General features: G+C 76.1%; 18 protein-coding genes. 8 read left to right on the forward strand and 10 right to left on the reverse strand.

Annotated features, from left to right (window positions below; genetic code table 11):
* Position 1: 1 nt before the first annotated feature.
* Both RTG05_RS13410 and RTG05_RS13415 read right to left on the reverse strand, forming a co-directional pair.
* Positions 2 to 1,378, reverse strand: coding sequence for a class I SAM-dependent RNA methyltransferase (locus RTG05_RS13410; RefSeq protein ID WP_315911869.1), 1,377 nt, complete (start codon positions 1,376 to 1,378; stop codon positions 2 to 4).
* Positions 1,350 to 3,386, reverse strand: coding sequence for an APC family permease (locus RTG05_RS13415; RefSeq protein ID WP_166529069.1), 2,037 nt, complete (start codon positions 3,384 to 3,386; stop codon positions 1,350 to 1,352). The genes RTG05_RS13410 and RTG05_RS13415 overlap by 29 nt, the downstream gene beginning before the upstream one ends.
* Before the next feature lie 163 nt (positions 3,387 to 3,549).
* Between RTG05_RS13415 and RTG05_RS13420 the strand changes: the two genes are divergently transcribed.
* Positions 3,550 to 4,221 carry a potassium channel family protein gene (locus tag RTG05_RS13420; protein WP_166529070.1) on the forward strand — a complete coding sequence of 224 codons (672 nt, stop codon included), beginning with the start codon at positions 3,550 to 3,552 and terminating at the stop codon, positions 4,219 to 4,221.
* Positions 4,218 to 4,880, forward strand: a complete 663-nt coding sequence (locus RTG05_RS13425) for a potassium channel family protein (protein ID WP_166529071.1) — start codon at positions 4,218 to 4,220, stop codon at positions 4,878 to 4,880. Before RTG05_RS13420 ends, RTG05_RS13425 begins: the two co-directional genes overlap by 4 nt.
* A 68-nt stretch (positions 4,881 to 4,948) precedes the next feature.
* Here the strand turns inward: RTG05_RS13425 and RTG05_RS13430 are convergent, their stop codons facing one another.
* From RTG05_RS13430 to RTG05_RS13460, 7 genes are all read right to left on the reverse strand, one after another.
* Positions 4,949 to 5,785: a DUF3159 domain-containing protein gene (locus RTG05_RS13430; RefSeq protein ID WP_166529072.1), complete on the reverse strand. Its 837-nt coding sequence runs from the start codon at positions 5,783 to 5,785 to the stop codon at positions 4,949 to 4,951.
* Complete coding sequence (locus RTG05_RS13435) at positions 5,782 to 6,159, reverse strand: OB-fold nucleic acid binding domain-containing protein (RefSeq protein ID WP_166529073.1); 378 nt, start codon at positions 6,157 to 6,159, stop codon at positions 5,782 to 5,784. The genes RTG05_RS13430 and RTG05_RS13435 overlap by 4 nt, the downstream gene beginning before the upstream one ends.
* Positions 6,156 to 6,950, reverse strand: coding sequence for an alpha/beta hydrolase family protein (locus tag RTG05_RS13440; RefSeq protein WP_166529074.1), 795 nt, complete (start codon positions 6,948 to 6,950; stop codon positions 6,156 to 6,158). The genes RTG05_RS13435 and RTG05_RS13440 overlap by 4 nt, the downstream gene beginning before the upstream one ends.
* Positions 6,947 to 7,666: a DUF3710 domain-containing protein gene (locus RTG05_RS13445; protein ID WP_166529075.1), complete on the reverse strand. Its 720-nt coding sequence runs from the start codon at positions 7,664 to 7,666 to the stop codon at positions 6,947 to 6,949. The genes RTG05_RS13440 and RTG05_RS13445 overlap by 4 nt, the downstream gene beginning before the upstream one ends.
* 1 nt (position 7,667) lies before the next feature.
* Positions 7,668 to 8,162 carry a dUTP diphosphatase gene (gene dut, locus RTG05_RS13450; protein WP_166529076.1) on the reverse strand — a complete coding sequence of 165 codons (495 nt, stop codon included), beginning with the start codon at positions 8,160 to 8,162 and terminating at the stop codon, positions 7,668 to 7,670.
* Between the two features lie 84 nt (positions 8,163 to 8,246).
* On the reverse strand, positions 8,247 to 9,104 hold the full coding sequence (locus RTG05_RS13455; protein ID WP_315911870.1) for a hypothetical protein: 858 nt from the start codon (positions 9,102 to 9,104) through the stop codon (positions 8,247 to 8,249).
* Between the two features lie 134 nt (positions 9,105 to 9,238).
* Positions 9,239 to 9,541 (reverse strand): DUF4193 domain-containing protein, encoded by a 303-nt coding sequence (locus RTG05_RS13460; RefSeq protein WP_089306675.1) that lies wholly within the window; start codon positions 9,539 to 9,541, stop codon positions 9,239 to 9,241.
* A 320-nt stretch (positions 9,542 to 9,861) separates the two neighbouring features.
* Between RTG05_RS13460 and RTG05_RS13465 the strand changes: the two genes are divergently transcribed.
* Positions 9,862 to 10,908 (forward strand): phosphotransferase family protein, encoded by a 1,047-nt coding sequence (locus tag RTG05_RS13465; protein ID WP_166529078.1) that lies wholly within the window; start codon positions 9,862 to 9,864, stop codon positions 10,906 to 10,908.
* A gap of 58 nt (positions 10,909 to 10,966) precedes the next feature.
* Positions 10,967 to 11,506, forward strand: a complete 540-nt coding sequence (locus RTG05_RS13470; protein WP_166529079.1) for a LytR C-terminal domain-containing protein — start codon at positions 10,967 to 10,969, stop codon at positions 11,504 to 11,506.
* Between the two features lie 66 nt (positions 11,507 to 11,572).
* Here the strand turns inward: RTG05_RS13470 and RTG05_RS13475 are convergent, their stop codons facing one another.
* A complete protein-coding gene (locus tag RTG05_RS13475) occupies positions 11,573 to 12,391 on the reverse strand; it encodes an inositol monophosphatase family protein (RefSeq protein WP_166529080.1) in 819 nt (272 codons plus the stop codon).
* Positions 12,392 to 12,517: 126 nt separating this feature from the next.
* Between RTG05_RS13475 and ppgK the strand changes: the two genes are divergently transcribed.
* The 4 genes from ppgK to RTG05_RS13495 all read left to right on the forward strand — a co-directional run bounded on the left by ppgK (position 12,518) and on the right by RTG05_RS13495 (position 17,993).
* Complete coding sequence (ppgK, locus tag RTG05_RS13480; protein WP_208104940.1) at positions 12,518 to 13,261, forward strand: polyphosphate--glucose phosphotransferase; 744 nt, start codon at positions 12,518 to 12,520, stop codon at positions 13,259 to 13,261.
* A gap of 301 nt (positions 13,262 to 13,562) precedes the next feature.
* A complete protein-coding gene (locus RTG05_RS13485) occupies positions 13,563 to 14,852 on the forward strand; it encodes an RNA polymerase sigma factor (RefSeq protein WP_166529082.1) in 1,290 nt (429 codons plus the stop codon).
* A gap of 394 nt (positions 14,853 to 15,246) precedes the next feature.
* Positions 15,247 to 15,471, forward strand: coding sequence for a DUF7455 domain-containing protein (locus RTG05_RS13490; protein ID WP_089306726.1), 225 nt, complete (start codon positions 15,247 to 15,249; stop codon positions 15,469 to 15,471).
* A 143-nt stretch (positions 15,472 to 15,614) separates the two neighbouring features.
* Complete coding sequence (locus tag RTG05_RS13495; protein WP_208104941.1) at positions 15,615 to 17,993, forward strand: VanW family protein; 2,379 nt, start codon at positions 15,615 to 15,617, stop codon at positions 17,991 to 17,993.
* The last annotated feature ends 36 nt before the right edge of the window (positions 17,994 to 18,029 follow it).

Here is an 18,029-nt window from a genome sequence, read left to right on the forward strand (position 1 = left end):
GTCAGCGCCGCTCGAGCAGCGCCACGCACTCCACGTGCGCGGTCATCGGGAAGGCGTCGAAGCCGCGCAGCGCGGCCAGCCGGTACCCGCCCTCGGCGAGGGCCGCGACGTCGCGGGCCAGTGCCGCCGGGTCGCAGGCGACGTAGACGACCGCGCGGGGCCCGGCGGCGGCGAGCACCCGGCTGACCGCCACCCCGGCACCGGCCCGCGGCGGGTCGAGGACGACGACGTCCGGGCCGGTCCCCAGGTCGGCGAGCAGGCCGGTGAGCCCGTCGGCGTCCACCTCGCCCTGCCAGACCTCGGCCTGCGGCAGCGTGGCGAGGTTGGCCTCGGCGGCGGCGCAGGCGGCCTCGTCGGCCTCCACGCAGACCACCCGCCCCGCCGGCCCGGCCGCGGGGGCGAGCGCGCCGCCGAACAGGCCGGCGCCGGCGTAGAGGTCGAGCACCGTCTCCCCGGGCGCGACGGCGGCGAACGCGGCGACCGCGGCGGCCAGCGCGTCGGCCGCGGCCGGGTGCACCTGCCAGAACCCGGTGCCCTCGACCTCCCAGTCGCGTCCCGCCGCGGACCGGGCGGCGCGGCCGGCCGGCGCCGGCCCGCCGGCGCGCACCACCCGGGTGGACTGTGCCCGGCCCCGGCGGTCCAGCCGGGTGGTGGTCACCGCCCCGGTGGCGTCGACGGCGACGTCCACCGCACCGGCACCCGGCCACCGGCGGTCCAGCACCGCCCGGGCGGCCTGTTGCACCGTGATCGGGCAGTCGTCGAGCGGCACCAGGTCGTGCGAGCGGTGCCGGCGCAGCCCCGGGACGCCGGCCCGGTCGACGGCGAACCGGGTCCGGGTGCGCCAGCGCAGCGGCCCACCGGGCAGCTCCTCGACGGCGAGGTCGCGCACCAGCGGGTCCTCCCCGGACAGCCCACCCAGCCGGGTCAGCTGCTCGCGGACCACCGCCGCCTTGAGCGCGCGCTGGCCCTCCGGCGCCACGTGCTGCCAGTCGCAGCCGCCGCACCGGCCCGGGCCGCTGTGCGGGCAGGGCCGCTCGACGCGGTCGGGCGCGGCCTGGAGCACCGTGACGGCGTCGGCGCGGCAGAAGGCGGGCTGGCGGTCCTCGGTGACCCGGACGGTGACCCGCTCGCCGGGCAGCGCGTGCCGGACGAAGACCACCCGGCCCTCGTGCCGCGCCACGCAGTGCCCGCCGTGCGCCACCGGGCCGACGGTCACCTCGAACGCCCGCCCGACCCACCCGAGGCCGCGGTCAGGTGACGTGCTGGAACGGCCCCGCTGGTGAGGGGCTGGAACGGCCCCCTCCCCCGTCCCGCCCCGAGCCTGCGAGCGGTGGGGGGCCGCGGGGTCCTCATCCATAGGGGGTGGTGTCGTGCTCATCGGCCAGCCCGCGGCGCAGGTCACCGGGCGCCGGCCCGGCGGCGCGCAGCCCGGCGTCCTCCCGGCCGACGGAGCTCTCCAGCTGCCACGGCACCGAGGTGATCATCACGCCGGGCTGGAACTGCAGCCGGGCCCGCAGCCGCAGCGCGCTCTGGTTGTGCAGCACGTTCTCCCACCAGTGGCCGACGACGTACTGCGGCACGAAGACGACGACCAGCTCCCGCGGGCTGTCCCGGCGGACGGACTTCACGAAGTCCACCACCGGCCGGGTGACCTCGCGGTACGGCGACTCCAGCACGGTGAGCGGGACGGGGATGTCGTAGCGCTCCCACTGCTGCTGCAGCGCCCGGGTGTCGGCGTCGTCCACGTTCACGGTGAGCGCGGTGAGGTGGTCCGGCCGCGTGGCGCGGGCGAAGGACAGCGCCCGCAGCGTCGGCTTGTGCACCCGGGAGACCAGCACGATGGCGTGCACCTTGCTGGGCAGCATCCGGGAGTCCGCGTCGGGCACCAGCTGCTCGGCGACGTGCGAGTAGTGCCGGTTGATGGCCCGCATCATCAGGAACAGGATCGGCATGGCGACCAGCACCAGCCAGGCGCCGCGGGAGAACTTGGTGATGACGATGATCACCAGGACGACGGTGGTCAGCGTGCCGCCCACGGTGTTGATGGCCTGGGAGCGGCGCATCCGGGCCCGGGCCCGCGGGTCGGTCTCGGTGCGCAGCTCGCGGTTCCAGTGCCGCACCATGCCCCACTGCCCGATGGAGAAGGCGGTGAAGACGCCCAGGATGTACAGCTGGATCAGCCGGGTGACGTCGGCGTCGAAGGCGACGATCAGCAGGATGGCGAAGCCGGCCAGCAGCAGGATGCCGTTGCTGTAGACCAGCTTGTCGCCGCGGGTGTGCAGCTGGCGGGGCAGGAAGCGGTCCTGGGCGAGCACCGAGCCGAGCAGCGGGAAGCCGTTGAAGGCGGTGTTGGCCGCCAGGATGAGCACCAGCGCGGTGGCGGCCTGCACGTAGAAGAAGCCCGGGGAGGTGTCGCCGCCGAAGGTCGCGGCCGCGATCTGGGCGATGACCGTGCGCTGCGGCTCGGTCTCGCAGTCGGTGAACCCCTCCAGGTCGCAGGGGAACTCGGTGTAGCGGACGTCGGCGAGGATGGCCAGGGCGGTGACGCCGGAGAACATGGTCGCGGCCAGCCCGCCCATGAGCGCCAGCGTGGTGGCCGCGTTGCGGCTCTTCGGCGGCTTGAACGCCGGGACGCCGTTGGCGATGGCCTCGACCCCGGTCAGCGCCGTGCACCCGGAGGCGAAGGCGCGCAGCGCGAAGAACAGCAGCGCCAGCCCGGTGACCTCCTCGTAGCCCTCCTCGGGGATGACGGTGTACTGCGCGCTCTCGGCGGTGATGCCGTCGCCGAAGAAGTGCCGCAGCAGCCCGGTGACGATCAGCACCAGGATCCCGCTGATGAACAGGTACGCCGGGACGGCGAAGGTGCGGCCGGACTCGCGCACGCCGCGCAGGTTCATCGCCGACAGCAGGGCGACCAGACCGACGGCGATGCCGACCCGGTACTCGTTGAGCGCCGGGAACGCCGAGATGATGTTGTCGGTGCCCGCGGAGACCGACACGGCGACGGTGAGCACGTAGTCGACCAGCAGCGCGCTGGCCACCACCAGGCCGGCGAACTGGCCGTGGTTCTTGATCGCCACCTCGTAGTCGCCGCCGCCGGACGGGTAGGCGCGCACCACCTGCCGGTAGGACGCCACCACGGTGAGCAGCAGCACGACCACGGCCACCGCCAGCCACGGCGTCAGGAACAGGAACGCCGTCCCGGCCAGGGTCAGCACGATGAGGATCTCCTGCGTGGCGTAGGCCACGGAGGACAGCGGGTCGCTGGCGAAGATCGGCAGGGCCAGGTGCTTGGGCAGCAGCGACTCGCCCAGCCGGTCGCTGCGCACGGGACGGCCCAGGACCAGGCGCTTGGGGAGTTGTCCGAGCTCGGACAGGATCGGCACGGCGGCGATCGTACGGACGCCGCCGTCGCCCACGCCCCCGCCGGGAGGGTGAGTTGCGGCGCTGCGCAGCACGGCGCCGCCTGCGGCCGGGTGTAGCTTCGCGCCCGGACCCGCGCCGGTGCTCGACGCCGGCGCACCGCACTCGTCAGCTCAGGAGACCCCCGTGCACGTGGTCGTGATGGGCTGCGGCCGCGTCGGGTCGGCGATCGCCCGCCGCCTCGAGGAGGTCGGCCACAGCGTGGCCGTGATCGACCAGGACCCGGAGGCGTTCCGCCGGCTGGGCCCGGACTTCGCCGGCCGCCAGGTGACCGGCCTGGGCTTCGACCGCCAGACGCTGCTGGACGCCGGCATCGACTCCGCCGGCGCCTTCGCCGCGGTGAGCAGCGGCGACAACTCCAACATCATCAGCGCCCGGGTGGCCCGCGAGACGTTCGGCGTCCAGCACGTCGTCGCCCGCATCTACGACTCCAAGCGGGCCGAGGTGTTCGAGCGCATGGGCATCCCCAGCGTGGCCACCGTGCCGTGGACGGTGAACCGGCTGATGCGCGAGCTGCTCTCGGTCAAGGTCAGCGAGCTGTGGCGCGAGCCCACCGGGCAGGTGCTGCTCATGCGGGTCACGGTCACCGACGTCTGGGTGGGCCGCCGGCTCTCCGAGCTGGAGGTCGCCTCCGGCGCCCGGGCCGCGTGGCTGGTCCGCTACGGCGAGGCCCAGCTGCCGACGGCGGCCACCGTGCTGCAGGACGGCGACCAGCTCGTGGTCGCCTCGACCGACGCGATCAGCCAGCGGGTGCACGAGGTGGTCGAGGCCGGCCCCGGAGGAGGGGGACACCCATGAGGGTCGCCATCGTGGGCGCGGGTGCCGTCGGGCGCTCGATCGCCGGGGAGCTGCTGTCCAACGGGCACACCGTGATGCTCATCGAGAAGGACGGCCGCAAGGTGCGCACCCGGGCGGTGCCCGGTGCGGAGTGGGTGCAGGCCGACGCCTGCGAGGTGACCTCCCTGGAGGAGGCGCAGCTGGCCACCTGCGACGTCGTGGTCGCCGCCACCGGCGACGACAAGGCCAACCTGGTCGTCTCGCTGCTGGCCAAGACCGAGTTCGCCGTCAACCGCGTCGTCGCCCGGGTCAAGGACCCGCGCAACGAGTGGCTCTACACCGAGGCGTGGGGCGTCGACGTCGCGGTCTCCACGCCCCGGGTGCTGGCCGCCCTGGTCGAGGAGGCGGTCACCGTCGGCGACGTCGTGCGGCTGATGAGCTTCCGCAAGGGCGCGGCCAACCTGGTGGAGATCACCCTCGCCGAGGACACCCCGTGGGTGGGCAAGCCGCTGCGCGAGGTGCCGCTGCCGCGGGAGACGGTGCTCACCGCCGTCCTGCGCGGCGACCGGGTGATCACGCCCACCCCCGACGAGCCGCTGGAGGCCGGCGACGAGCTGCTGTTCGTCACCCACGCCGACGTCGAGGAGCAGCTGCAGCAGGTGCTCTCCCCGGACCACTGAAGCAAGGACCCCCGTGCCCCCCGCCGCTCGCACGCTCGCGGCGGGACCCTGCACGGGGGCCGGTTCCCTCACCTCACCTGGGGGGCGCGGTGGCGGTGCAGGCGGGAGACCACCCAGAAGGTCACCGCGACCTCGACGGCGGTGACCGGCAGGCCGAGCACCAGCGAGGCCGTGCCGAGCAGCTCCACCTCGTCGGCCCGGTACAGCACCCACTGGACGGCGACGCGAAGCAGGAAGACCGCGCCCCACATGAGCGTCAGCCAGGAGTAGGCGCGCACCATGCGCGGGTCGTCGCGCCAGTGCCGCTCGGGCTCCGGGTCGGCCGGGCGCTCCCCGGTGGCGGGGTCCGGGTCGGGGCGGGCGCGCACGGCGGCGCCGACCCCGCCGGCCCGGCGCCGCAGGCCCGGCAGCTGGGTGGACGCCATCGCGCCCAGGTGGCTCGGTGCGAGGAACTCGGCCACCACACCGACCAGCGGCCAGCGGAACGCGATCGAGCCGATGAGCACCACGCCGAGGGCGGCGTTGCGGATGAGCCCGGGCACGAAGAAGTCGCGGGCCTGCCCGGACGCCGCGGCGATGGCCACCGCGATGGCGACGCCGAACAGCCCGCTGACCGCCTGCTGCACGCTCTCCCGGCGGACCAGGCGCAACCCGAAGACCAGCACGGCGGCGACGAGCGCAGCCCCGATGCCCGCCTGCAGCCCGGCGACGGAGTTGGCCACGATGAACGCGACCGTGGGCAGCGTGGCGTCGAGCATGCCGCGCCAGCCGCCGAGCGAGTCCAGCACCAGGTGCCGGTCGAAGGTGACCGCCCGCGGTGCCGCGGCCGCGTCCCCGGCCGGCCGGGCCGGACCCGGCGCACCGGCCGGGCCGGGACGCCCGTCCCCCTCGGGCGCAGCCGTCACCCGGCGCTCAGCTCGTACCGGGGGTTGTAGATGACCTGCCGGCCGTCGAAGGAGGCGAAGCGGCCGTGCGCGGTGAGCGTGCGCCCCGGTTCGATGCCGGGGATGCGCCGCCGGCCGAGCCAGACCAGGGTGACCGAGCCCGAGCCGTCGAACAGCTCGGCCTCCAGGGTCGGCACCGTCTCCCGCGGGGTGTAGACGACCGACCTGAGCCGGCCGGTCACGGTGACGACCGCGCCCTTGCGGCAGGCGCTCACCGCCTCGCAGCCGGCGCTCGCCGAGCCGGCGCGCAGCTCCTCGGCGTCGATGGTGGAGTCGTCGGCGGTCAGCCGCTGCAGCGTGCGCGCGAACCAGCCGCCCTGGCGTGTCTCCGTCACGGGACCAGCGTAGATCGGTCGGGCCCGCCCCCGGCGCGGGCACGCAGCCAGTCGCGCACCAGCGCCCACGCGTCCCCCGCCGGGTCGATCAGCACCATGTGGTCGGCCGGCACCAGCCGCACGTCCACCGCGACGCCCCGCGCCGCCGCCGCGGCGGCGTACCGGGTGCTCTGCTCGGCCGGGACGGTGGTGTCGCCGGTGCCGTGCACGCACAGCAGGTCGACCCCGTCGGGGACCAACCGCACCGGGTCGGCCAGCGCGTAGCGCTCCGGGACCTCGGCCGGCCCGCCCCCGAGCAGGTCCTGCACCGCGCCGTCGCCGAGCCGCTGCGCCGCCGCCCGCTCCAGGTCCAGCACGCCGGCCTGCAGCACCGCGGCGGTCACCGGGACCCGCGGGCCGGCGCCGGGCGCTCCCCCGGGCAGCCGGGCCCGGCCGGCGGCCCACGCCGCCAGGTGCCCGCCCGCGGAGTGCCCGACGACGGCGACGTCGGCGAGGTCGAGCCGGTCCGCGGCGGGCAGCTCCGGCAGCCGGTCCAGCGCGGCGGCGACGTCCTGGAGGGTGGCCGGCCAGCCGCCGCCACCGCCGACCCGGCGGTACTCGACGGCGACGGCGGCGAACCCGGTGGCGGCCAGGTCCGCGGCCAGCGGCCGGGCCAGCTCCACGCCGCGGGCGGCCCGCCAGAACCCGCCGTGCAGCACCACCACGACCGGCGCCGGGCCGCGGCCCGCGGGCAGCGTCAGCTCGACGAACTGGTCGGGGTGCGGCCCGTAGGCGGTGCGGGCGGCGCTCACGCCCCGGGCGCCGGGGCGGCCGGCGGTGCGCCACCGGGGCGGCCGGCGCCCTGCTGGGCGGCCAGCTGCGCGGCGGCCTGCGGCGGGAGGGTCAGCGGCAGCTGCTCGCGCACCGGCATGGGTGCCGTCCCGCGCACGACGACGATCTGCCGGAACGCCTGCTCCAGGGCGGCCGCGGCCTCCGGGCCCTCGGCCGCCGGGCCGCTGATCATGCCGCGCAGGAACCAGCGCGGTCCGTCCACGCCGACGAAACGGGCCGCCCGGCGCACCGGCTCGGGGGCCGGCTGCCCGGGCTGCCCCGGCGGGACGGCCCGGACGAACCCGGCCAGCTCTGGGCCGAAGGGCCCCTCGACCTCGCGCAGCGAGCCACCCTGCCCGGAGGCGCTGCGGGCCAGGTCGGCGCGGACGTCGTCCCAGATGCCCCCGGCGCGCGGAGCGGCGAAGACCGCCACCTGCAGCAGCGAGTCGCCGTAGCGCAGCGTGGCGCCGACGACCTTCTGCTGGGCGTTGACGTCCACGCGCAGCTCCGTGCCGGGCACCGCGGGCAGCCGCAGGGACCCCAGGTCGATGCGCGGGGTGCCGTCGTCGGGGGCGTCGGTGGCGTCCCAGGGCCCGGTGGTCTGCTCCACCTCGCGCACCTTGTGCTGCGGCTCCGGCGGCACCCCGCGCTCGCGCAGCGTGCGGTCGATCCGGTTGCGTCGCCGTCCGAACGGCATGTCAGTCGGTTCCCTTCGCCGAGACGCTCGGGTGCCCGCCGGTCGAGCCGTGACCCCCGCCGCCGCGCACGCTGCCCGGCAGGTCCTCCACCGGCACGAACCGGGCGCGGGCGACCGGCTGCACCACCAGCTGCGCGACGCGGTCGCCCCGGCGCAGGGTGAGCGGCGTCGTGGGGTCCAGGTTGACCAGGTTGACCTTGATCTCCCCGCGGTACCCGGCGTCGATCGTGCCGGGCGCGTTGACCAGGGACAGCCCCACCCGGTGGGCCAGGCCCGACCGGGGGTGCACGAAGCCGGCGTAGCCCTCCGGGATGGCCACCGCGACGCCGGTGCCGACCAGCGCCCGCTGGAACGGGGCGAGCTCGACGTCCTCCGCGATCGCCAGGTCGGCCCCCGCGTCGGCGGGCAGCGCGTAGGCGGGGACGGCACCCCCGGGGGAGGTCAGCCGCACCGGGACCTGTACCTCGGGGACGGCGGGCACGGAGGGGTCGGGCACGTCCGCGATCCTAAGAGGACCTCCCTGCCCCCCACGCCTCGCTCCGCTCGGCGCGGGGCCCTGCAGGGAGGCCGTTCCATCCGCTCACCTGCGGCGGAGGTCGGTGAGGACGCGGCGGGCCAGGGTCTCGGTGGCCTTGCGGTTGGCGCGGCCGCCGAGGGCCGCGCCGACCAGGAAGGGAGCCGCGCCCGGGACGCTGCGGGCCATCCGCCGGGTCACCCGGCGGCTCAGCGCCCGCATGCCGGCCGACCCGAGGACGGCGGACAGGCCGGGGACCGCGGCGTCGTCCACGGCCCGCTGGCGGGTCCAGCTGGACAGGTAGGCCAGCGCGCGGCTGCGCGCGTCGCCCGGGGCGGGGCGGCCGTACAGCTCGTGCAGCTCGCCGAGCAGGACCACCTCGACGGCGGCGGTCAGCACCGTCTCCGCGCCGAGCTCCAGCGGCACCGCCAGCAGGGAGGGCGGGGTCAGCCAGTGTGCCGCCGACAGCCCGCCGGTGGCCGCGCCCACGCCGGAGGTGAGCCGCGCGGCCCGCGCGACCAGCGCGTCGGCGATCTCCTCGTCGGTCGCGCCGGGGTGCGCCGCGCGCAGCCGTGCGGCGTCGCGGATCGGCAGCAGCGGGGCGGCGGTGGCCAGCAGGTCGCCCAGCAGGACACCGGGCGTCCGGCCGGGACCGGCCGCGTCCGGGGTACCGCTGGCGGCCCGCTCGGCGACACCACGGCCGGCGCGGACACCGGCAGCGGCGACCGCCGCCACGACGTCCCGCAGGGTCGCCGCGGCCGGACGCCGCCCGCCGGCCGGCTCCGGCGTCCCGCCGACGAGGCCGGACACGGCGTCGGCCAGCAGCCGGCCGGCCCGCGCGAGCGGACCCTCGTCCGCGGGCGGGACCGGGCGGGCGGCCGTCGGCCCGACCGGGCGCGGCGGCGGCACGTCCCGCACGGGCACGGTGGGCTCTCCGTGGTCGGTCACTGTCCCTCCAGGTGACGTGCTGGAACGGCCCGGTGAGCCGCTGGAACGGCGCGGCCCCGTCCAGAGGCTCACCGTGAGCTCGCGAACGGTGAGGGGGACGGGGTCCTCTTTCAGGCGGCGCAGTCCCGGCAGTAGAGCTGGTCGCCCTTGGTGGCCGCCAGCCGGCTGCGGTGCTGCACCAGGAAGCAGCGCGAGCAGGTGAACTCGTCCTCCTGCTTGGGCAGCACGCGGACGGTGAGCTCCTCGTTGGACAGGTCGGCGCCGGGGAGCTCGAGGTTCTCGTTGAAGTCGGTCTCGTCGACGTCGACCGAGGAGGACTGCGCCTCGGCGCGGCGGGCCTTGAGCTCCTCGAGGGAGTCCTCGCCGAGTTCGTCGGCCTCGTTGCGCCGCGGGGCGTCGTAGTCGGTGGCCATGGGAAGTGCCCCTCCTCCGGGGTCGTCGCGGGCGGTGCGCCCGCGGGTGTGCGTCGGCGCCTGGGCGCCGCCGTGCTGGCCGGTCGCCGGAGGCGACCGGGGGGTCCGGAGGCCGCTGACCGCCTGCGCGGGCACCGGCCGGTGCGGTGCGGACCGCGCCGCCGGACCCGCCGTCGGGCAACGGGACAGCCGGCACGGTCTGACCGGCGGACCCCCCAACGTCGCGAGGCCGTGGTTTGTGCCCGGTCGCCGGAGGGGTCCCACCGCGCTGTCGAACCGGGTCGATCGGGATGCGGAGCGCCAGAGGTTACCCTGCGCCCGTGTCGACTCCCGTGGGTGCTGATCCGGCCGTCGTGGGGCCCTACCTGGCCTCCGTCCTGGCGGACGAACGGTGGTCCCGGGTGCAGGTGGACCTCATCGCCGCGGGCATGTCCAACCTGACCTACGTCGTGACGCCCGCGGGGGGCGGCGAGGAGGACGCGGTCATCCTCCGGCGCCCGCCGACGGGCGCGGTCCTCGCCACCGCCCACGACATGGCGCGCGAGCACCGGGTCGTCTCCGCGCTCGGGCCCACGCCGGTCCCGGTGCCGCGCACGCTGCACCTGTGCACCGACCCCGCCGTGCTGGGCGCGCCCTTCTACGTGATGGAGCGGGTGGTCGGCCTGCACGTGGTGGACCGGCTGCCGGCCGGCTACGCCGACGAACCGGAGCAGCGGCGGGCCATCGGCGAGGGCCTGGTCGACGTGCTGGCCGACCTGCACGGGGTCGACCACGAGGCGGTGGGGCTGGGCGACTTCGGCCGGCCGGAGGGCTTCATGGCCCGCCAGGTGCGCCGCTGGACCCAGCAGTGGGACGCCACCCGCGACCGGGACCGCCCGGGCCTGGACGCGCTGGCCGCCCGGCTGGCCCAGACGGTGCCCGCGACCCAGCGCAACGGGGTCGTGCACGGCGACTTCCGGCTGGACAACTGCCTGCTCGACCCGCAGGCCCCCGGCCGGGTCCGGGCGGTGCTGGACTGGGAGATGTCCACCCTCGGCGACCCGCTCGCCGACCTGGGCATGCTGCACGTCTACTGGCCGCAGGCCGGGGAGGACAGCGTCGCCGGGCAGAGCACGGTCACCGCGCTGGACGGCTTCCCCACCCGCGCGCAGGTGGCGGCGCGCTACGCCGAGCGCAGCGGCCTGGACCTCACCGACCTGCCCTGGTACGTCGCCTTCGCCTACTTCAAGTTCGCGGCGATCGTCGCGGGGATCGTGGCGCGGTCGGCCGCCGGCGCGATGGCCGGCAAGGACACCTCCGGCTACGCCGACCGGATCGACCCCTGCGTGCAGCGGGGACGCGCCGCGCTCGACGACGGTGCGATCTAGCTCACGCGGCCGGCCCTAGACTCCCGCCGACCTCCCGCGACCGAGAGAGAGCCGACCCGTGAGCGCGCCGCCCGCCGACCGACCCGCGGTCCGTCCCCGCAGTGGCCGCCGGCCGATCCCCCCGCTGGTCTTCCTGCTGGTGCTCGCGCTGGCCGCGCTGGTCGTGTGGTGGAACGTGTTCGACACCGAGGGCGAGGTGGAGGCCGCCGAGGCGCAGGCCTGCGCCAGCGCCTCGGCGGCCCCGCCCGCGCTGGACCCCACGACCGTGTCGCTGCGCGTCTTCAACGCCACCGACACCGCCGGCCTGGCCCAGGAGGTCGCCGCCGCGCTGCAGCAGCGGGGCTTCGTCGTGGAGGAGATCGCCAACGACCCCACCGAGCGCGAGGTGACCGGCGTCGGCGAGCTGCGGCACGGCCCGCGCGGCAACGAGGCCGCCGCCTACGTGGCGCTGTACCTCCCGGGTGCCGGGGACCTCCTGGACGTGCGGGCCACCGCGGTCGTCGACTTCGTGATCGGCCCGGACTTCGCCGGCCTCGCCCCGCCCGAGCAGGTCGACGCCGCGCTCGCCGCCGGCGCCAGCGCAGCCGCCGCCTGTTGATGGAGGACCTCGCTGCCCCCCGGCGCTCGCGAGTTCGCACCGGGCCCCTGCAGCGGGGCCGTTCCATCACCCTGCGGTGGGGTGCAGCCGGTCGAGGAGGGCGAGGAGGTCCTCGGCCACCGACGGGGCGACGGCGACGGCCAGGGGCTCGGCGAACGGCTGCCCGCGCAGCCCGGTGACGACGGCGCCGGCCTCGGCCGCGACGAGGGCCCCCGCGGCGTGGTCCCAGCGGTTGAGGTGCAGCTCGTAGTAGGCGTCCACCCGGCCCGCGGCGACGGTGCACAGGTCCAGGGCCGACGAGCCGTGCCGCCGGATGTCGCGGACCTCCGGCAGCAGCCCGGCGACCACCGCGGCCTGCGCGCGGCGGTCCTCGGCGCGGTAGCCGAAGCCGGTGGCGACCAGGGCCTGCCCGAGGGACGCCGGCGCGCTGCCGGTGAGCCGCACCGGGTCGGCCCCGGGGGCGGTGAGGTGCGCCCCGCCGCCGAGGGTCGCCGTCCACAGCTCGCCGGTCGCCGCGTTGAGCACCACGCCGGCGACCGACCGCCCGTCGACCTCCGCGGCGATCGACACCGCGTAGGCCGGCAGGCCGTAGACGAAGTTGGTGGTGCCGTCGATCGGGTCGACCACCCAGCGCACCCCGCTGCTGCCCGCCCGCTCACCGCCCTCCTCGCCCAGCAGCCCGTCGTCCGGACGCACGTCGAGCAGCCGGCGGGCGACCAGCTCCTCGCAGGCCCGGTCCACGGCGGTGACCACGTCGGTCGGGCTGGACTTCACGTCGAACCGCTCGGCGGCCGAGGCACGCCCGCGGGCGACCAGCTCGGCGGCCTCCCGCGCGGTGGAGACGGCGAGGTCGAGCAGGACGCCGGGCTCGGTCGAGGTGCTCACCCGCGCGATCCTGCCCCGAGCCGGCCGTGCTGGAACGGCCCCCATGCAGGAACGGCCCCCTCGCAGGGGCCCACTGCGAGCGTGCGAGGAGTGGGGGGCGAGGGGGTCCTTCTCTACCCTGACCGCGTGCTCGGGTTCGGCGTGGACATCGGTGGCAGCGGGATCAAGGGGTGCCTGGTCGACCTCGACAAGGGCGAACTGGAGGGCGAGCGGCTGCGCATCGAGACGCCGCAGCCCTCGCTGCCGGAGCCGGTGTACGACGTCGTGGACCGGATCGTGGAGTCCTTCGGCTGGCAGGGCCGCATCGGCGTCACCTTCCCCGGCGTGCTGAAGAGCGGGGTGGTGCGCACCGCGGCCAACGTCGACCGGTCCTGGCTGGGCACGCACCTGGCCGAGGGGCTGGCGTCCCGGATCCCCGGCACCGTGCAGACGCTGAACGACGCCGACGCCGCCGGGCTGGCCGAGATGCGCTACGGCGCCGGGCGCGACCAGCGCGGCGTCGTCCTCCTGCTGACCTTCGGCACCGGCATCGGCAGTGCGCTGTTCACCGACGGCGTCCTGGTGCCCAACACCGAGTTCGGGCACATCGAGGTCGACGGGGAGGACGGCGAGAAGCGGGCGTCGGCCGCGGCCCGCGAGCGGGAGGACCTCAGCTACCCCCAGTGGGCCAAGCGGGTGGACCGCTACCTCGACGTCCTGGAGGCCGCCGTCTGGCCCGACCTGGTCATCGTCGGCGGCGGGGTGAGCCGCAAGGCGCACAAGTGGGTGCCGCTGCTGTCCACCCGCACCCCCGTCGTCGCGGCCGAGCTGCTCAACGACGCCGGGATCGTCGGCGCGGCGCTGGCCGCCGAGGAGCGCGTCGGGCAGTGACGTCCCGCGCACGGCGGACGCCGCCGGGTCCCCGGGGAGGGTGGGGACGCGCCCGAGCGGGGCGCGGCACCCCAGGTCGAGGGGCAGGTCGCCCCCGAGAACGGTGGCCCTGCCCGGACGCGTCGTTACAATGAGCAGGCCACGCCCCGTCGCTCCCAGCCGAGAGGCATCCCCCGCCTGCGCACCGGTGAAACCCGGGGCCGTCCGTCGGGTCCCCTCACGCTCCGGACGACGGCCGAGGCCGCTGCCCGGGGGCCAGACGGCCCCCGGGGGACGCACCCCGCACGGGAAGGAATCCTGAGTGCCCGCCGACCAGCCAGCACCGGCCAAGGCCCCCGCTCGCAAGCGGACGGCCAAGAGCGTGGCGCAGCCCACCACCACCACGGGCGCCCGCAAGCCCGCCATCACCCCGTCGCCGGGGGGCGGCGAGGGTGCGGTGCTCACCGCCGTCGCCTCCGACGGCGCCACGGTCGCCGTGGTCGACGCCGGTGGTGAGGGCCTCAAGCTCGACGAGACCGTCGTCGCCACCCCCGACGGCGTGGCCGAGGCCCCGACCGACGCCGAGGCGACCGCCGCCCCCGAGGGGGCCGCCGAGGGCGGCGACTTCGAGTGGGACGACGAGGAGGAGTCCGAGGCCCTCCGCCAGGCCCGTAAGGACGCCGAGCTCACCGCCTCGGCCGACTCCGTGCGCGCCTACCTCAAGCAGATCGGCAAGGTCGCGCTGCTCAACGCCGAGGAGGAGGTCGACCTCGCCAAGCGCATCGAGGCCGGCCTGTACGGCGCCGAGCGGCTGCGCCAGGCCGAGGAGGAGAACCAGAAGCTCTCCCCGCAGATGCGCCGGGACCTCAACTGGATCGTCCGCGACGGCGAGCGCGCCAAGAACCACCTGCTGGAGGCCAACCTCCGCCTGGTCGTCTCCCTGGCCAAGCGCTACACCGGCCGCGGCATGGCGTTCCTGGACCTCATCCAGGAGGGCAACCTGGGCCTGATCCGCGCGGTGGAGAAGTTCGACTACACCAAGGGCTACAAGTTCTCCACCTACGCCACCTGGTGGATCCGCCAGGCGATCACCCGCGCGATGGCCGACCAGGCCCGCACCATCCGCATCCCGGTGCACATGGTCGAGGTCATCAACAAGCTCGGCCGCATCCAGCGCGAGCTGCTCCAGGACCTCGGGCGCGAGCCCACCCCGGAGGAGCTGGCCAAGGAGATGGACATCACCCCGGACAAGGTGCTGGAGATCCAGCAGTACGCCCGGGAGCCGATCAGCCTGGACCAGACCATCGGCGACGAGGGCGACAGCCAGCTCGGTGACTTCATCGAGGACTCCGAGGCCGTCGTCGCGGTCGACGCGGTCAGCTTCACCCTCATGCAGGACCAGCTGACCAGCGTGCTGCAGACCCTGTCCGAGCGCGAGGCCGGCGTCGTCCGGCTGCGGTTCGGCCTCACCGACGGCCAGCCGCGCACCCTGGACGAGATCGGCCAGGTCTACGGGGTCACCCGCGAGCGCATCCGGCAGATCGAGTCCAAGACGATGTCCAAGCTGCGCCACCCCAGCCGCTCCCAGGTGCTGCGCGACTACCTGGACTGAGGGAAGGACCCCTCGCGGCGGCCCTCGACCTCACCGGTCGGGGGCCGTCGCCGTGTCTCGGCCAGATCACGATCTCACCCGGACGGGCCGGTCGGCCGGTGTACGCCGTCAGGCCCCGGGTAGACGGCGTAGCGTGGGCGTCGTCAAGACAGCAGCGGACCCACCAGCCGGACGACGACCGGCGCACACGACCGACGAGAACAGCACGATCCACAGACCGGCACGACACCAGTGACGTCCCTGCTGAACCGGACCACCTGCACCACCGGCACCGGCCTCACCGCCCGCGGCGAGTCCGACGCCACATCGGTCCGATCGGGAACACGAGGGGACATCCTGGCGCTGTGCAGGAGGCCGATCCGCAGTCGCGGGTCCGTGCGGTAGAGAGCGAGTGATGACCCAGATGACCCAGACGCTGACGACGACCCCGCCCGCCGACGACCTCGTCGTTCCCTTCCACTGTGACCGCTGTGGCGCGCTCGCCAAGGTGCGGGTGGTCCTCGCCAGCGGGAGCGACCTCGTCTTCTGCGGCCACCACGCCCGTGAGTACGAGGGCAAGCTGCGCGACATCGCCGTCGACATCATCGAGACCGACGGCGAGCAGCGCATCAGTCACTGACCGAGGCGCTATCGTCGCCGACAGCGATGAAGCCCTCACCCGACGCCGCCGCCGGCGTCCCCTCTCCGCTCGACGGGGACGGGACGCCGGCGGCTCCGTCGTTCCCGGGAGCCCCCGGTCGACGACACACCGGAGATCCCGCGATGCCCCCGCAGACCGCTCCCCAGCACGACCAGCCGTCCCTCGCGGAGCCGGCGGTCGCCCAGCCGGACGACGGCACCGCCCGGATCGGGACCGGCGGCACCGGGCCGGCCGCCGCCCCGGACCCGGCGACCACCCCGGACCCGGCGACCACGCCCGGCGCCGCTGGATCCGACGCCGCCACCCCGGACGCCGCAGCACCCGACCCCGCCACCCCGCGGGCCGCCGCGGTCCCCGACCCGGGGGAGCTGTCCGACGAGACGCGCCCGGTCCCACGCGACCGTGGACCGCTGGGCCCCGCCGTGCCCGCCCCGGTAGGCGCACCCGGCGCGCCGGCCACGCCCGGCCCGGCCCGTACGGCGGCGGCCCCGGCCGACGCCGGCGTGACCGGCACCGCGACCGACACCACGACCCACACCGCTACCGACACCGCGGGTGCCGGGGTCGAGGACCGGGTGACCCAGGACATCCGGCTCACCCCCGGCGACGCCCCGGACGCCCCCGCGCGACCCGGGGCGGACGACCGCACCGGCGTCCTGCCGGCGGTGCCCGCGGGCCCCGCACCGGCCGGGCCCCCGACCCGCGACGACACCCCGGGCGACGGCCCGCACACCCGAGCGCCCGGCACCCGCCGGCGGTGGTGGCGCCGCCCGGCCGTGGTCGCCCCGGTCGCCGCGGCCGGCGTGCTCGCCGCCGCCTACGGGGTCGACCTGGCCGCCACCCGCGGCGACGTGCTCCGCAACACCGTGGTCGCCGGCATCGACCTCGGGGGCCTGTCCCCCGCCGCCGCCGCCCAGCGGCTGGAGACCGAGCTCGCACCGCGCGTGGTCGCCGACCACGTCGTGGTCGCCGACGACGTGCAGGCCACCCTCTCCCCCGCCACCGCGGGCATCACCCTCGACGTCCCCGGCACCGTTGCGGCCGCCACGGAGCAGCCGCTGGCCCCCTGGACCCGCCTGGCGACCCTCGTCGGCGAGCGCACGGTCCCGCCGGTGATGACCGGTGAGGACACCGCGCTGGCCGCGCAGATCGACGGCATCGCCGAGCAGGTCGACCGCGCCCCGGTCGACGCCACCATCGCCCTGGCCGGGACGTCGGCCAGCGTCGTGCAGCCGGTGCCCGGCCGCACCCTCGACCGCACGGGGGCCGCCGACGCCGTCACCGCCGCGCTCGCCTCCGGCGGCGACCCCGACACCCCCATCGAGCTGCCCGTCGAGGTCACCGAGGTGTCGGTCGACGCCGCGGAGGCCCAGCGGGTGCTCGACGGGACGGTGACCCCGGCGCTGGCCGCGCCGGTGACCGTCTCCGGCCGGGACGGCGCGGCCTCCGTCGAGGTGCCGCCGGCGGCCATCGCGGCCGCCCTGACCTTCACCCCGCAGGAGGACGGCCGGCTCGCGGTCGCCGTCGACCCCGCCGCGCTGGAGGAGGCCATGGGCGACGGGTTCGCCGAGTTCGGCACCCCCACCGAGGACGCCCGCTTCGAGGTGTCCGGCGGCAGCGTCTCCGTCGTCCCCTCGGTGGACGGCACCGGCGTCGACCCGGCCGCCCTGGCCGGCCAGCTGCTGGCGGTCCTGCCCCAGCCGGCGCCGCGCGCCGTCACCGCGGAGCTGGGCCCGGTCGAGGCGGACTTCACCACCGCCGAGGCCCAGGCCCTGGGCATCCGCGAGGAGATCAGCACCTTCACCACGAACTTCACCAGCGCGGCCAGCGGCACCAACATCCGGGTCGCCGCCGCCGAGGTCGACGGCACGATCGTCCGGCCCGGCGAGACGTTCAGCCTCAACGACCTCACCGGTCCGCGCACCGCGGCGCAGGGCTACGTCGAGGCGGGCGTCATCCAGAACGGCGAGTTCGCCACCGCCGTCGGCGGCGGGGTCAGCCAGGTCGCCACGACGCTGTTCAACGCGGTCTTCTTCGCCGGCCTCGAGGACGTCTACCACAAGCCGCACAGCTTCTACATCAGCCGCTACCCGGCCGGCCGGGAGGCGACGGTCTACTACGACACGATCGACCTGCAGTGGCGCAACGACAGCGACGCCGGCGTCTACGTCGACACCGCCTGGACGCCGGGTTCGCTGACGGTCACCTTCTACGGGACCAAGCGCTGGGACGTCGAGTCGATCAGCAGCGAGCGGTACAACCTGCGCCAGCCCGTGGTGCAGGAGAAGCCCGACGACGGCACCTGCAGCCCGCAGGGCGGGTCCACCGGGTTCGACATCACCGTCACCCGGGTGTTCCACGACCCGGTCAGCGGCGCCGAGGTCCGGCGCGAGGACTTCCGCACCCGCTACGCCGCGGAGCCCGTGGTCCGCTGCGTGCCGGTGGCCGCGCCCGCCGGCCCGCCCCCGGGCGTGGTCCCGGCACCCGCGCCGGGCGGCTGAACGGCACGGACGGCGGCTCACCACACCGTCGCCCGG

Source organism: Geodermatophilus sp. DSM 44513 (assembly GCF_032460525.1).
Taxonomy (GTDB): domain Bacteria; phylum Actinomycetota; class Actinomycetes; order Mycobacteriales; family Geodermatophilaceae; genus Geodermatophilus.